Genomic DNA, 17093 nt, shown 5'->3' with positions numbered 1-17093 from the left:
GCTGCCGTTTCAAGTGCGAATAGCTACTACGCATTGGCTAGCTCCGCATACACCAAGGGGGACGTCACAAATGGTTCTCTTTACACAGCGAGTGCCGTTGCCGTTGCAAGCTCTGCAAGTAGTGCTGCTAGTGTCGCCGTTAGTGCGGCCGCTACGACCGGTAGTTTAGTATCATCTGCCCAAAGTGCAGCTAATCAAGCTGTTAAGGATGAACAATCTGCTAGTGTTGCAATTGATTCACTAACTGCTGCTTCAACGGCTGCCAGTTCCGCTGCTGCTAATCAGGGTAGTACCGCTAGTTCAGCTGCATCTAATAACAGTATTACGGCTAGTTCTGCTAACAGTGCCGCCATTTCATACGCAAATGGTGCCAATGCCGATGCTACTAAGGCATCAACTGCTAATAGCACGGCTAGTTCCGCTGACGTAGTCGTTACCAATGCTTCCAACAATGCCAACGTCCAAAGTTCGACCATGAGTGCTTACGCAACTAGCTCTGCTAACTCCGGGAACTCTGCAATCTCGAGTGCAAATTCGACCTTCAACAGTGCCAGTGCTGCATTATCCGGGATCAAGACAAATGTTGATAGCGCCTCCTCCGTTGCAGCTAGCCAATATCAAGTCGCCAGTTCCGCTGCTTCCGTTGCGAATAGTAATAGTGCAATGGCTAGCATCAATGCTAGCTTAGCTAGTCAAAACGCTAGCCAAGCTGCATCTGCTAATAGTGCCGGTAACTACACCCAAGCGAGTGCATACAACTCCACTGCTGCTGATTTTGCATCATCCGCTGCTACTAATGCTGATTCAGCTAAGGCAGCTAGTGTATCTGCATCGAATGCAACTTCGATTGCACAATCTGCTGCGAGTGTTGCATCGAACGGTGCTACATCCGCAAACACATTGAGTAGTGAGATGACATCAGCAATTGCTGCGGCTTCAACTGCAAATGGAGCGGTCAGTTATGCTTCGAACGCATCGAGTGCTGCTAGTCAAGCTGGTAGTTACTCAAGCAACGCCAGTGCTGCTAGCTCTGCAGTTTCTAACGATTCATCTGCTGCCTCCACTGCAGTGAATAGTACTTCTTCCAATGCATTGAATGCTGCTGCTCAATCACAAGCAGCTAGTTCTGCCGCTTCATCTGCTGCCTCATATGCGTCAGCCAACCCTAAGAACTCAGCAATTGCTTCATTAGCATCGAGTGCTGCTTCAGCAAGTACTGCTGCATCAACTGCCGCTTCGACTGCTGCATCAGCTAGTGTCAAAGCAAGCTCTGCATCGGCAGTGATCAGTGCTCAAAATTCAATTGCGGGTTCTGCGTCAACTGCAGCATCGACTGCCGCTTCTAAGGCTAGTTCCGCTGCCAGTGCCGCTTCAGCAGATGCTCAAAGTGGCAATAGTTCCGCTGCCAGTTCAGATGCTGCGGCTGCCAGTGCTGCCGCTAACGATGCATCCAATGCAGCAAGTACTGCCGCCTCTGCTAAATCAGCAGCTGATTCCGCTACCAATGATGCTAATTCTGCCAACAGTACGGCTAGTTCCGCTAACAGTGTGGCTAGCTCCGCTAACAGTGTGGCTGGTTCAGCTAACGATGCTGCGAGTTCAACTGCTAGCGCTGCTTCTGCTGCATCTGGCAATAATTCTAGCACTGTCAATTCCGCTAATGGTTACAATTCAGCTACTAGTACGTCTGCGAGTGCCGCAAGTACTGCTGCGAATAGTGCAGCTAGTGATGCCACCACTGCTAGTCAAGCTGCTTCAGTTGCTAATAGTGACAGTAATCAAGTTGCTAGTGCATCAAATTCAATTAGTAGTATTTTCTCTGCCAACAGTAGTAATGCTTCAAATAGCTACATTAGTACCCAAGCTTCAACGGTTAGTTCCGCTAGCTCGGTTGCAAGTTCTGCTACTTCGGATGCAAATGCCCAATCTAAGACTGCTGCCGATGCTTACAGCACCGCTTCAACTGCAGCTAGCAAGGCTGCTAGTGATTCGAGTGTTGCTAGCTCCACTGCTAGTGCGGTTAACAGCTTAGTTAACGTTGCTAATAGTGCATATGCTGCTGGTGACGCCACTACTGGTGGCTTCAATGCTTCACTAGCTTCTTCAATGGCTTCCGCAATGAAGTCGCAAGCTGATGATGCAGCTACTCAGTCATCAATCGCTACTTCAGAATCGACTGTAGCTTCGACTGCTGCATCTAATGCAATTATTGATAGCTCCGTTGCTAACAATGAATCATCAACTGCTTCAACTGCATTGAGCAATGCGCAAAACGCCAGTGGGGCCGATGATAGCGCCAGTGCTGCTTCCAGTTATGCAGCTAGTGCATCCAGTTATGCTAACAATGCGAATGCTGACAGTAAGGCGGTTGCTACTGATTCATCAGCTGCTTCCAATGCTGTGAACAGTACTTCTACTGCTGCCTCCACTGCTGCATCGCAAGCCACTTTAGCGGGTAGTCAAGCTGCCTCTGCTGCTGCAGTTGCTAGTGCCAACCCGAAGAACTCAGCGATTGCTTCGTTAGCATCCAGTGCCGCCACTGCATCCAGTACTGCTGCTAGTGCTGCTTCTGCAGCTAGCTCTGCCCATGCACGGGCTAACTCAGATGCTGCTACGATCAGTTCCCAAACATCCGCTGCAAGTACAGCCTCCACAGTAGCCTCTACAGCTGCTTCAAAGGCTAGTTCTGCAGCAATTGCTGCTTCCATTGCTGCCCAAAGTGGGGATAGTTCGACTGCAAGTGCAGATGCTTCCATTGCAAGTAATGCCAATAACGATGCATCTAATGCTGCATCATCCGCTGCAGCTGCTAAATCAGCAGCAGATACCGCAGCTAATGATGCCAGCTCGGCCACTAACGATGCTAATGCTGCCAATAGCGTTGCAAGTTCCGCCAACAGTGTTGCCAGTTCTGCCAACAGTGCAGCTACTTCGACTGCGAATGCTGCTAGTGATGCTTCTAATACTGATTCCGGGACGAATGGCTCTGCTAGTTCCGCTAATAGCGTTACGATTGCTTACGCCAGCGCTGCAAGCGATAGTGCTAATGGAGCATCGAATGATGCTAAAACGGCGAGCGAAGCCGCTTTAGTTGCTAACAGCGATAGTACCCAGATTTCAAATGCTTCGAATGCAATCAGTAACATTATTGCTGCTAATAGCAGTAATGCTTCCAATAGTTACATCAGTACCCAAGCTTCAACGGTTAGTTCCGCTAGCTCGTTTGCGAGTGCCGCTGCTTTGGATGCAAATACCCAATCCAGCATTGCTAGCTCTGCTTATCAAGTTGCTGCTAGTGCTGCTAATAAAGCAGCAATTGATTCTAGTGCCACATCCGCTAGTTCTAGTGCAATTGCAGTTCTCGTAAGTTCCGCCAATAGTGCTTACTCAGCTGGTGATATAACTGATGGGAGCATCTTCGCTTCTCAAGCTGCTACATCTGCTAATGCAATGAGTGCCCAGGTTAGCGATGCATCTACTCAATCATCAATTGCCAGTTCTGCCGCTGTGGTTGCTGCTAGTGCTGCCAAGCAAGCTCAAACTGATAGTTCAAATGCTAATGCTGCCTCCACTGCTGCTTCCACCGCATTGAACAATGCGCAAAATGCCAGTGGGGCTGATAGCGATGCTAGTTTAGCATCTAGTTATTCTGCCAATGCATCAACAGCAGCTGCTAGTGCTGGGGTTGATAACGCTGCAGTTAATTCAGATGCTACAAGTGTAACTAGTGCTTCAGCTTCTGCGAACTCCGCTAGCGCAGCTGCTAGTGCTACGGCCCAAAGTGCCGTTGCTAGTGCAGCCTCTGCATCTGCAATTGCTTCAGCCAACCCAAGCAATGCTACGATCAAATCATTAGCTTCCACTGCAAGTACTGCCGCTAGTGCTGCGGTTAGCGAAGCATCGGTTGCTTCATCCGCTAGTGCTAAGGCTAGCTCTGCTGCTTCGGTGGTTAATAGTCAAAGCGTAATTGCCAGTGTGGCTGCCAATTCTGGTAACATTGAGAGTTATAACGCCAGTGTTGCGGCTTCAAATGCCGCTAGCTACGCTAGTGCTGGTAATAGCGTTAGCGCCAGTTCAGAACGGTTAATTGCAAGCAATGCCGCCAGTGCAGCAGCTAGCTATGCTGCAACTGCTTCGAATGCAAAGAATACTGCTGATGGAGCTAATAATGATGCTAATTCGGCCAATAGTGCTGCCCAAAGTGCCAACAGCGCAGCTAGTGCAGATAGTAATACTGCATCTAGTGCAAACAGTGCTGCTAGTTCGACTGCCAATGCTGCTACTAATGCTTCCAGTAATGATTCTGGAACTGCTAGTTCGGCCAATAGTGCCAATGATGCGACTAGCACCGCTGCTAATGGCGCCAATACTGCTGCTAATAGTGCCTCTACCTATGCTTCTCAAGCTAGTGCCGCTGCTGTTGCTACCAGTGGCTTTAACAGTACCGCCCAAAGTAACGCAACCGCTGCTAATTCGATTGCTTCTGCTGCAGCTACGAACACGATTGTTAAGAATCAAGTAACGGTTGCTAGCTCTGCCGCTAATGTTGCTACGAGCGCACTAGCTGATGCTAATACTCAATCCAGCACTGCTAATAGTGCTTACGTAGTTGCCAGCAATGCAGCCGCTCAAGCTAATAAAGATTCAGTAACTGCTAGTTTGACCGCCAACAATGTAAACAGCTTAGTGGCTGCTGCTAATAGTGCCTATACTGCTGGAAACAATGATCAGGGGTCAAACCTTGCATCTCAAGCTTCCAATGCTGCTTCTGGAATGGCGAACTTAGTCAAGGATGCGCAAGCCCAATCATCGACCGCATCTTCCGCAACGGTGGTTGCATCGACTGCCGCTTCTAAGGCAATTTCGGATCAATCAGTGGCCAGCAAAGCTGCTATTGATGCAGCTAATGCCAACAATGCTGCCTCATCTGCAGCTAGTCAAGCTGCTAATGCTACTTCTAACGGTAGTAATGAATCCAGCACTGCCACTTCAGCTAGTTCCGCTGCTGGAAGTGTCGTTGCTGGTGACAGTAATAACGATAGTTTAGCTAACTCCTATGCAAAAAATGCATCTAGTTCCGCTAGTTTAGCAAGTTCCAACGCTAATAGTATTAGTAGCGAAAACCAATCAATTGTTAGCTTGGTGAATGCCAATGCTTCGAATGCTTCAGTAGCTAGCTATGCCGTTTCAGCAAGTGCTGCTAATTCTGCCATTGCTTCATACAATGTCGATGCGCAGAGCCAAAATTCGATTGCATCCAGTGCAGCGAGTGTTGCCACTAGCATTTATGGTAGCGACAGCGCATTGAGTAGTACCATTGCTAGCGCATCTAGTGCGGTGGCTACCAACGTTGCATCCGCTAACTCCGCTTACGTTGCTGGAAACACCGGTGATGGAGATAATTACTCAACTGCTGCAAGCACTGCCGCCTCAACTGCTGCTAGTGCTGCTAAAGTGATGATTGATCAATCCAGTGCCATCTTGAGTTACACCACGATTGCCAGTTCCGCTGCAGCGAGTGCGTCAAATGATGTTGTCCAAATCGGGGTGCAAATGAGTAGTTTCGCCAGTGCGGCCAGTGCTGCGAATAGTGCTAATGCTGCTGATCATAGTGGAAGTGCCGCTGCTAGTGGGGCAAGTAGTACCACTAGCTCTGCTAGTGCTGCAACTAATAGTGCCAGTGTGGCAGTGGGAACTGACGCTACCAATGCTAGCAATTATGCATCAACCGCTAGTTCTGCTGCTGTGGTAACTAGCGATGATAATGCCAGTGCAACGGTGATGAACAGTGCAGTTAATAGCATTGCTGCTACTGATCCGAATAATGAGACCTTTAAGTCCGCAGCATCAAATGCCAATAGTGCCATGACGGTAATTAATAGTGCTAATTCCGACGCCCAAATTCAAAAGAGCATCGCAAGTAGCGCTTCTTCAGCCGTGGCTTCACAATCTGCATTGATCAGTGTGGCTAGTTCAGCAATCATTGGTTTTGTAATTAGTGCTAATAGCTACTATGCGCAAGCTAGTTTTGCATACAAGACTGGTGATACATCTGATGGTGATAGTTATACTGCCAGTGCGGTTTCCGTTGCTAACCAAGCTAGCCAAAGTGCTAGTGCTGCCAGTTCTGCTGCATCAGATGCTGCAAACTTAGTGAATACCGCTTCTGTAGCTGCTAGCCAAGCGGTAGTTGATGAGAATAGCGCTAATGTTGCTATGAATTCCTTGAGTAGTGCCTCGAGCACTGCCGCTAGTGCCGCTGCAAATGAAGGGAGCGGGGCAAGTAATGCTGCCGCTGCCAATAGTAGTGCTGCCAGTTCTGCATCCAGTGTTGCTAGTTCGTATGCAAGTGGTGCGAATGCTGATGCTACGAGTGCGTCAAATGCTAATAGCACGGCTAGTTCCGCTGACAGCGTCGTTACCAGTGATTCTAACAACGCGGATGCGCAAAGTGCAGTTATGAATAGCTATGTAAGTAATGCTGCTAATTCTGGCAACCCGGTCATCAGTTCTGCAAGCAAATCCTTTACGAGTGCTAGTGCTGCATTGTCCGGAGTGAAGCAGGATGCTGATAGTGCCGCTAGCGTTGCAGCTAGTCAATATCAAATTGCTAGTTCCGCTGCCGTAGTTGCCAATAACAACAATAATTCAGCAAGCATTAATGCTAGTTTAGCTAGTCAAGCTGCTTCGCAAGCTAACTCTGCCGATGCTGCCCATAACTATCCAGTTGCAAGTGAATTTAATTCCAACGCCGCTAGTTATGCGGCCCTTGCTTCCCAAGATGCAGAGTCTGTTAAGACTGCTAGTCAAAGTGCTGCAACTGCAACTACGAGTGCCACTTCAGCCGCCAGTGTTGCATCTAATGATGTTAATTCTGCCACTAACTTGAGTAGTGCAATGAGCAGTGCCGTTACAGCTGCTACCAATGCAAGTACAGCCGTTAGCTATGCATCCAACGCTTCCAGCGCTACGATTAAAACTGGTAGTTACGATTCTAATGCAAATAGTGATAGTTCGGCCATGGGGACGCAGTTTAGTGCTGTTAACGGTGTAGTTACGAGTACCGCTAGTGCTGCTGCCAGTGCATCAGTTCAGGCCCAATCTGCGAGCGTACAAGCTGCATCTGCTGTTGCCACTGCTTCAGCAAATCCAAGCAATGCCACGATCAAGTCATTCGCATCGGCCGCCGTTTCTGCTGCCACGAATGCTGCGGTTCAATCCAGTGCTGCTGCATCTGCTAATTCCAGGGCTAATTCCGATGCGGCTACGATCAGTGCCCAAATTGTAGTTGCAACATCAGCCACTAAGGTAGCTGACAGTGCGTATGCCAGTGCCCAATCTGCTTCGATTGCTGCCGTCAGTGCCGCTCAAAATGGGGATAGTGTAGCCGCTAGTAAGGATGCTTCAACTGCTAGTTCAGCAATCATCACGGCCACGCTTGCTGCTGCATCTGTAGCCACTGCAAGGGGGATTGTAAACTCCGCTTCCAACGATGCTGATTCCGCCAATATTGATGCTAGTTCTGCCAACGCGGCTGCAAGTGCAGCGAATGCGGCTGCTAGTTCCGCCAACAGCGCGGCTAGTTCGACTGCCAATGCTGCTAATACTGCTACGAGCGGGAATGTTACTACTAGTAGTACTGCTAGTGCCTACAATGCTTCGACAGTTGCTAGTGCTAAGCTTGCAGCTACTGATGCCAATAGCGCATCCAATGATGCGCAAACTGCAAGTAAGGCTGCTACGGTTGCTAATAGTGACAGTAATCAAGTTGCTAGTGCATCGAATTCAATTAGTAGTATTTTCTCTGCCAACAGTAGTAATGCTTCCAATAGCTACATTAGCACTCAAGCTTCAACTGCAAGCTCAGCTAATTCAGTCGCTAGTTCCGCTGCTAGCGATGCTGATTTACAATCCAGTACCGCCAATTCGGCCTACCAGGCTGCTGTTAGTGCTGCTAACCAAGCCGCAATTGATTCGAATACGACCAGTAATGCTGCAAGTGGGATTGCAAACTTGATCAGTTCAGCCAATAGCGCCTACGCTGCTGGAGATGCATCTAACGGGAGTTTATTTGCTTCCCAAGCTGCTGCATCTGCAACTGCCATGAGTGCTCAATCGGCTGATGCCTCTAATCAAGCATCAATTGCAAATGCTGCATCCGTGGCTGCTTCCAGTGCTGCTAAGCAAGCACAAACAGATAGTTCCACTGCTAATGCTGCATCCATGGCTGCCTCCACTGCATTGAGCAACGCCCAAACTGCCAGTGGAGCAGACGATAGTGCCAGCGCAGCTAACAGTAATGCTGCTGCAACGAGTGGCTATGCTGCCACTGCTAACACCGATAGCAGTGCCGTTAGTGCTGACGTTACTTCAATCAACGCGAATAGTACGGCCGCCAGTGCTGCCAACACTTCTGCCAATAGTGCTGCTACATCCGCTTCTACGAATGCTTCGACTGCTAATTCGATTGCGAACGCTACACCTGGTAATTCAGCTGTGAAGTCATTGGCTTCTAGCGCTACCAGCGCCGCTAGTGCTGCTGCAGCGCAAGCCGCTAGTGCTAGTGCTGCTAACAGTCGGGCTAGTTCGGCCGCTAGTGTTGCCAGCGTTCAAAATAGCACCGCTTCCAGTGCTGCTAATGCTGGCAATCAGGCTAGTTCAACGGCCACCAGTGCCGCTAGTGCTGCTGCTAAAGCTGCCAGTGTCGGTAATAGTTCGACGGCTAGTGTTGAGAATTCAATTGCCAGTTCTGCAATGATTTCGGCATCGAATGCTGCTGCTTCGGCCTCAATTGCCAAGTCGACGGCCGATAGCGCTTCTGTTGATGCTAGTGCTGCAAACAGTGCGGCCCAAAGTGCCAATACTGCTGCTAGTGCTGATAATAGTACGGCTGCCAGTGCTAACGCCGCCGCCATTGCGAATGCGAGTGCTGCCAGTGTCGCTTCTGGCAGTGATGCTGGGACTAAGAGCACTGCCAATAGCTATGCAGTTGCTACTAGTACCAATGCCGGGACTGCGAATACGGATTCAACGAATGCGTCGAAGGCTGCAAGTACGGCCAGCCTTGCCGCCTTAGTTGCCAATAGCGATAGCGGTCAGGTCATGAATGCATCGAATTCGATCAATAGTATCCTTTCGGCAAACAGTAGTAATGCTTCGAATAGCTACATCCAATCACAGGCTACGATTGCTAGCGAGGCAAATTCTACGGCTAGTGCCGCAGCTGCGGATGCGAATGTTCAATCTAGCATTGCCAATGCGCAATCTCAAGCTGCTTCAATTGCTGCAAGTAACGCAAATAATGATAATAATATTGCCAGTGCTAGTGCCAGCACCGTTAACAGCCTCGTTAGTGCTGCTGACGTAGCCTTTGCGGCTGGGAATACTAGTCAGGGAACTTATCTCTCATCACAAGCTTCAGTAACCGCTGCTGCGATGATTGCTCAGTCAACTGATGCCTCTACTCAAGTCGTTAGTGCTGCGAGTGCCGTTGCCGCTGCGAATACTGCCGCTTCGAAGGCCCAAGCAGATAGTTCCACTGCTAATTCGGCATCAACGACGGCTTCGACTGCCTTGAGCAACGCCCAAGCTGCCAGTGGTGCTGATGATAGTGCTAGCGCCGCTAACAGCAATGCTGCCAACGCTTCTGCTTCCAATTCCAATGCTGCTTCCAACAGTGTAGTGACTAGCTCCGATGCAAGTACCGCTAATGCTGCTAGTTCCGCTGCTGGTTCGAACAGTACTGCCGCTAGCACTGCTGCTAGTGGGGCGTCTAAGGCTGCTTCGACGGCCACTTCGACTGCCAACGCCAACCCAAGTAATGCAACGATTCAATCACTAGCCGCATCTGCCAACAGTGCCGCTGCCGATGCTGCTAACCAATCAAGTGCCGCTTCGGCTGCCAGTGTCAAGGCTAGCTCGGCTGCCAGTGTTGCGAGTGCACAAAATAGTGCCGCATCTTCAGCTGCGTCCGTTGGTTCCGCTGCGAACTCGACGGCCACCAGCGCTGCGAGTGCCGCAGCTGCCGCTGCGAAGGCCGGCAATAGCTCGGCTGCCAGTTCTGAAGCCAGCATTGCCAGTTCCGCTGCCAATGCAGCTTCCACTGCTGCTAATTCCGCATCCTCCGCTCGTGCGGCTGCTGATTCCGCAGCTAATGATGCCAGTGCTGCCAATATTGCTGCAGGATCTGCCAATAGTGCCGCCAATGCTGATAGTACGGCTGCATCCAGTGCAAACAGTGCCATTAATTCGACCACTAGTGCGGCCCAATCAGCTGCAAGTGGGAATTCTGGAGCTACCAACACTGCTAACGGCTACAATAGTGCCACCGACGCTTCTGCTACGCTTGCCTCAAATGATGCGAGTGATGCTGCTAACAATGCCAGTGTTGCGAGTGTGGCTGCTGCAGTCGCTAATAGTGACAGTGGTCAAATCACCAATAATGCTAGTGCAATTAGTAGTATTGAATCAGCAAATAGTAGTAACGCTTCGAACAGCTACATTGCTGCCCAAGCAAAGGCAGTCGCTGCAGCTAGTTCGACGGCTAGTGCCGCAACTGCTGATGCTGATCTGCAATCTAGTACCGCTAGTTCCGCTGCAAAATCAGCTTCATTGGCTGCAAGTAAGGCAGCGTTAGATTCTAATGCTGCTAGTTCCAACGCTAGCCTAGTAACTAGTTTGGTTAGCGCTGCTAACAGTGCATTCACTAAGGGTGATACTGCTAATGGTTCCTTCCTAGCTTCCCAGGCTGCAGCGACTGCCACTGCTATGAGTGCCCAATCGATTGATGCATCTAATCAAGCTTCCAATGCTGCTGCTGCCTCAACGACTGCCTCCACTGCTGCTTCGACTGCAGTAGTGGATAGTTCCACTGCTAATGCTGCCTCAACTGCTGCCTCAACTGCATTGAGCAACGCCCAAGCCGCCAGTGGGGCAGATGATAGTGCCAGTGCCGCTAACAGCAATGCTGCTGCAACGAGTGGCTATGCTACCACTGCTAACACCGATAGTAGTGCCGTTAGTGCTGATGCAACTTCGATCAACGCGAATAGTTCGGCCGCCAGTGCTGCCAACACGTCTGCTAATAGTGCTGCTGCATCCGCTTCTACGAATGCTTCGACCGCTAATTCGATTGCGAACGCCACACCTGGTAATTCGGCTGTGAAGTCATTGGCTTCTAGTGCCACCAGCGCCGCTAGTGCTGCTGCAGCGCAAGCCGCCAGTGCTTCTGCTGCTAACAGTCGGGCTAGTTCGGCCGCTAGTGTTGCTAGCGTTCAAAATAGCATCGCTTCCAGTGCTGCTAATGCTGGCAATCAGGCTAGTTCAACGGCCACCAGTGCCGCTAGTGCTGCTGCTAAAGCTGCCAGTTCCGGTAATAGTTCGATGGCTAGTGTTGAGAATTCAATTGCTAGTTCTGCAATGAGCACGGCCTCGAATGCTGCTGCTTCGGCCTCAATTGCCAAGTCGACGGCCGATAGCGCATCCATTGATGCCAATGCTGCAAACAGTGCGGCCCAAAGTGCCAATAATGCTGCTAGTGCTGATAATAGTACGGCTGCCAGTGCCAACGCCGCCGCCAATGCGAATGCTAGTGCTGCCAGTGCCGCTGCCGGCAGCAATGCCACCACTAGTACCACTGCCAATAGCTATGCTACCACTATTTCTGGGAATGCCGGGACTGCGAATACGGATTCAACAAATGCATCGAAGGCTGCGAATACGGCCAGCCTTGCCGCCTCAGTTGCCAACAGCGATAGCGGTCAGGTCATGAATGCATCGAATTCGATCAATAGTATTCTTTCGGCAAACAGCAGTAATGCTTCGAATAGCTTCATCCAATCACAGGCTACGATTGCTAGTGGGGCAAATTCTACGGCTAGTGCCGCAGCTTCGGATGCGAATGTTCAATCTAGCATTGCCAATGCACAATCTCAAGCGGCTTCAATTGCTGCAAGTAATGCAAATAACGATCGGATTACCGCTAGTGCCAGTGTGATTGCTGTGAATAGCTTGGTTAAGGCTGCTAACAGTGCCTTTGCTGCTGGTGATACCGCTACGGGAACGACGTTCTCTTCCCAGGCTGCTTCAACCGCTGCTGCAATGAGTGGAGTGGTTAGTGATGCCACAAATCAAGCTCAGCTTGCTGACTCAGCTGCTTCCGCTGCCAATAGTGCCGCTGTGAAGGCCCAAGCAGATAGTGCGACTGCTAATTCGGCATCAACAACGGCTGCGAATGCTTTGAGCAACGCCCAAGCTGCCAGTGGGGCTGATGATAGTGCTAGCGCCGCTAACAGCAATGCTGCCAATGCTTCTGCTTCCAATTCCAATACTGCTTCCAACAGTGTAGTGACTAGCTCCGATGCAAGTACTGCCAATGCTGATAGTTCCGCTGCTGGTTTGAACAGTACTGCCGCTAGCACCGCTGCTAGTGGGGCGTCTAAGGCTGCTTCAACGGCCACTTCGACTGCCAATGCCAACCCAAGTAATGCAACGATTCAATCACTAGCCTCATCTGCTAATAGTGCCGCTTCCGATGCCGCTAACCAATCGAGTGCCGCTTCGGCTGCCAGTGCTAAGGCTAGCTCGGCTGCTAGTGTTGCGAGTGCACAAAATAGTGCCGCATCTTCAGCTGCATCCGCTGGGTCTACTGCGAACTCGACGGCCACCAGCGCTGCGAGTGCCGCAGCTGCCGCTGCGAAGGCCGGCAACAGCTCGGCTGCCAGTTCTGAAGCCAGCATTGCCGCTTCGGCTGCCAGTGCCGCTTCCGATGCTGCTAATTCCGCATCCTCCGCTCGTGCGGCTGCTGATTCCGCAGCTAATGATGCGAGTGCTGCCAATAGTGCTGCAGCTGCTGCTAATAGTGCTGCCAGTGCTGATAGTACTGCTGCATCCAGTGCAAACAGTGCCATTAATTCGACCATCAGTGCTGCCAGCAAGGCCGCTGGGAACAACGCGAGTGCTGCGAATACTGCCAATAGCAACAGTACTACCACTAGTTCGTACGCCAGTGCTGCAAATACTGATGCAAGCAGTGCATCGATCGACGCCAGCGTTGCGAGCGTGGCTGCTTCAGTCGCTAATAGTGATAGTGGACAAGCAAATAATAATGAGACTTCAATTAATAGTATCTTCTCGGCTAACGGGAGCAATGCTTCCAATGGTTACATCAAGGCTCAAGTGACTGCCGCTAGTTCCGCTAACGAAGTGCTGAGTTCCGTTGCTACCGATGCAACGAATCAATCATCGATTGCCACTAGTAACTACCAAGTAGCCTCGACTGCTGCTAGCAAGGCCAATGCTGATTCCAGTGCAGCGGCTTCTAATCAAGCTGCCGTTGACGGCTTAGTTAGTGCTGCCAACAGTGCATATACCGCTGGAAATGCTGTTAACGGTAGCTACATTGCTTCCCAAGCGGCATCACTTGCAACTGCCATGAGTTCACAAGCTAATGATGCTTCTGATCAGGCCTCAATTGCGTCTGCTGCAACTGTCAATGCCTCGACTGCCGCTTCGAAGGCCCAATCAGATAGTGCCACTGCTAATTCTGCTGCTAGCGTGGTCGCTGGTGCTTTGAGCAATGCCCAAGCTGCCAGTGGTGCTGATAATGATGCTAGTCTAGCATCTAGTGATGCTGCCAATGCAACGAGCGCTGCAATCGATATTAACGCTGATAGCAGTGCCATTAGTGGTGATTCTTCCGTTGCCAGTGGTGCTGATCAATCTGCTAAGACGGCTGCTAGCACCGCTGCTAGTTCGGCTGCATCAGCTAGTGCCGCTTCAATTGCTGCTTCCGTTCTTGCTTCATTGCACCCAAGCAATACTGCAATTCAATCTGCAGCTAGTGCCGCTAGTTCAGCCGCAAGCGTTGCATCCAGTGCTGCTTCCGTTGCCAATAGCGCAAGCAGTAATGCTGCTAGTGCCAGCAGCGTGATTGCTACTCAATCCACCATCGCAAGTACTGCGAACGTTAGTGGGACCAGTGCGAATGCTGCTGCTTCCAGTGCCGCCAGTGCTGCCGCTAGTTTTGCTAGTGCTGGTAATAGTGCCTCTGCTAGTGCTGAACGCTCTGCTGCCAGTTCTGCTGCTGCCGATGCTGCCGATGCTTCTGCAAATGCTGATACAGCAAGATCAACTGCCAATGCAGCTGCGAATGCTGCGAGTGCAGCCAATAGTACGGCGCAAAGTGCCAGTGACATTGCTAGTTCCGCTAATAGTGCGGCACAAAGCGCCAATGCTGCTGGTAGTTCCGCTAATTCAGCTGCTAATTCAGCTTCTGGAATGGATTCAGGGACCGGCTCGATTGCAAATAGTTACCTTAATTCGATCAATGCGTCTGCAACTGCTGCAACGCAAAGCGCAGCACTTGCATCTAACTACGCTGCCCAAGCGGTTTCAAATGCAGTTGCTACTGGTTTAGATAGTAACCAAGTGACAAGTGCTTCGACTTCCATCAACAGTATCGCTGCTGCTAACAGTAATAACAGTTTCATCAACTCACAAACTGTGATTGCAAGTGGTGCTGCTTCAGCCGCAAACAGTCTCACTTCGGACGCCAATGTTCAATCTAGTAACGCCAACAGTGACTATCAAGTCGCTACTAGTGCCGCTAGTTCCGCGAACTTAGCTGCTTATAACGCTAGTTTGACCGCCAACAACGTGAATGCATTGATCAGTTCCGCGAATGCTGCTTACTCAAATGGTGATATTAACGGTGGAAGTCTCCTAGCTGCACAGGCTTCGACAGCTGCTGCTGGAATGAATGCTCAATCCGTTGATGCATCAAAGCAGTCGTCAATTGCTTCGCTTGCAACTGCAAGTGCGAAGGCTGCTGCATCTAAGGCTGCCAATGATCAAAGCAATGCTAGCGGTGCCGTTGCAACTGCTAGTGCTGCCCTTACTGCTGCTCAACAGGCTAGTTCTGCTGATAATGATGCTAGTGTTGCCACTAGTTATGCTGCCAATGCTGCTAGTGCTGCATCCAACGCCAATGCTGATAGCACTGCCGTTACTTCGGATGCAAGTGCTATCAACACGAACAGTAAGGCTGCAAGCGCCGCGAATACAGCTGCTGCTGCAACCGCCAGCGATGCTGCTAAGAGCGCGTCCGCTGCCACTTCGACTGCCAATGCTAACCCGAAGAATTCCGCTATTTCAGCATTAGCATCCAGTGCCAATAGTGCTGCGAATGCCGCTTCAACTGCGGCATCCACAGCCGCTTCGGCTAGTGCTAAGGTTAGTGTCGATGCATCAATTGCGAGTGCTCAAAATAGTGCCGCTAGTGTTGCCAATGCTGCTGGTGTGACTGCTAATTCAATTGCAAGTAGCGCTGCTGCTGCCGGTTCTGCTGCAGCCAATGCGGGGAATAGTTCTGCTGCTGCTTCCGCGAAGGCTAAGGCTAGTTCCGCTGCAAATGATGCAGCCAATGCCGCTAGCGCTGCTGCATCCGCTAAAGCTGCTGCTGATGCTGCTGCTAACGATGCGAGTGCTGCTAACAATACCGCCCAAAGTGCCAATAGTGTGGCTAGCTCCGATAGTACGGTCGTTTCTAGTGCCAATAGTGCGGCTGCATCCACTGCTAGTTCTGCGAATGCTGCTTCTGGCAATAATTCAACCACTGCTAGCACCGCAAATAGCTACAACTCAGTAACTGCTAATAATGCAAGTGTAGTTAATTCTGATGAAAATGATACCGGGAGCTACTCGAATGTTGCGAGTGCAGCTGCTTCCGTTGCTAATCTTGATAGTGGTCAGGTTACCAATGCTTCGAGTGCCATCGATAGCATTATGGCTGCTAATGGGAGTAATTCTGCGAACGGCGTTATTAAGTCACAAGCTACCATTGTAAGCAGTGCTAATCAGACCGTTGGTTCAGCTACGAAGGACGCAATGGTTCAATCTAGCGTTGCCAATAGTGCTTATCAAGTAGCTTCGAAGGCGGTCATTGCAGTGAACAATGACTCCAATGCCATTAGTTCCAGCACCAGCCTAGTGAATAGCTTGATCACTGCTGCTAATAGTGATTACGCAAATGGGGATGCCACTGACGGTAGCATTAAGGCGTCGCTTGCTTCCCAAACTGCTATCGGGATGCAGTCACAGGCTAGCGATGCTTCATCGCAAGCCTCAATTGCGAATGCGGCTTCAACTGCTGCTAAATCAGCTGCGAGTCAAGCCCAGGCCGACAGTTCCACTGCCAATGCTGCTGCTAGTGTTGCCGCAACTGCTTTAAGCAATGCGCAAACTGCTAGTGGGGCTGACGACAGTGCGAGTGCCGCTAACAGTAATGCTGCTAATGCAACCAGTAATGCCTCCGGTGCAATCGTTGATAGTGGAGCGGTTAGTGCTGATGCCAGTGCTACCAATTCAGCCAATGCTGCTGCAAGTACCGCTAATTCGATTGCTAACCATGCAGCCTCTGCTGCATCGAAGAATGCTTCGATTGCCACTTCGACTGCCAATGCGAATGCCAAGAATGCAACGATTGCATCGTTAGCATCCAGTGCCAACAGTGCCGCTAGTGATGCTGCCAACCAGGCTTCAATCGCTGCTTCTGCAAGCTCAGTCGCTAGTTCCGCTGCTAGTGTTGCCAGTGTTCAAAGTAGCATTGCTACTGCAGCTACGAGCGCCGGCTCGATTGCTAGCTCCACTGCTAACAGTGCTGCTGCTGCCGCTGCCAGTGCCGCTAGTGCTGGTAATAGTTCCACGGCTAGCGTTGAAAACTCAATTGCTAGTTCGGCTGCTAATGATGCATCGAATGCTGCTGCGAGTGCTGCAGCTGCTAAAACCAGTGCTGATGCTGCTAAGATCGCTGCCAGTGCTGCGAACAGTACTGCCCAGAGTGCTAACACGGCTGCCAGTGCTGATAGTAGCGTTGCCGATAGTGCCACAAATGCCGCCAGTGCCAATGCCAGTGCCGCCAGTGCTGCTGCGGGTAGTGATGCTGGAACGGATACGAGCGCTACGAACTACGCGACCCAAACCAGTACCTACGCTGGCAATGCGAATACGGCATTAACGAGTGCTAATAGTGCTGCCAACGTTGCGAGCGTTGCTGCTTCAGTTGCTAACGGTGATAGTGGTCAAGTCGCCAATGC

The 17093-nt window shown here is 50.7% G+C and carries 1 protein-coding gene (only partly in view); it reads left to right on the top strand.

The whole window is internal to a DUF5776 domain-containing protein gene (locus tag MOO44_RS07255; protein WP_260116470.1) on the top strand: the coding sequence, 50511 nt in all, runs 11946 nt past the left edge and 21472 nt past the right edge, and what appears here is coding positions 11947-29039 — codons 3983 (complete) to 9680 (partial); the first complete codon in view begins at position 1. The start codon and the stop codon both lie outside this window.

The organism is Nicoliella spurrieriana, assembly GCF_023380205.1.
Taxonomy (GTDB): domain Bacteria; phylum Bacillota; class Bacilli; order Lactobacillales; family Lactobacillaceae; genus Nicoliella; species Nicoliella spurrieriana.
This window is presented reverse-complemented; position numbering and strand designations above follow the sequence as displayed.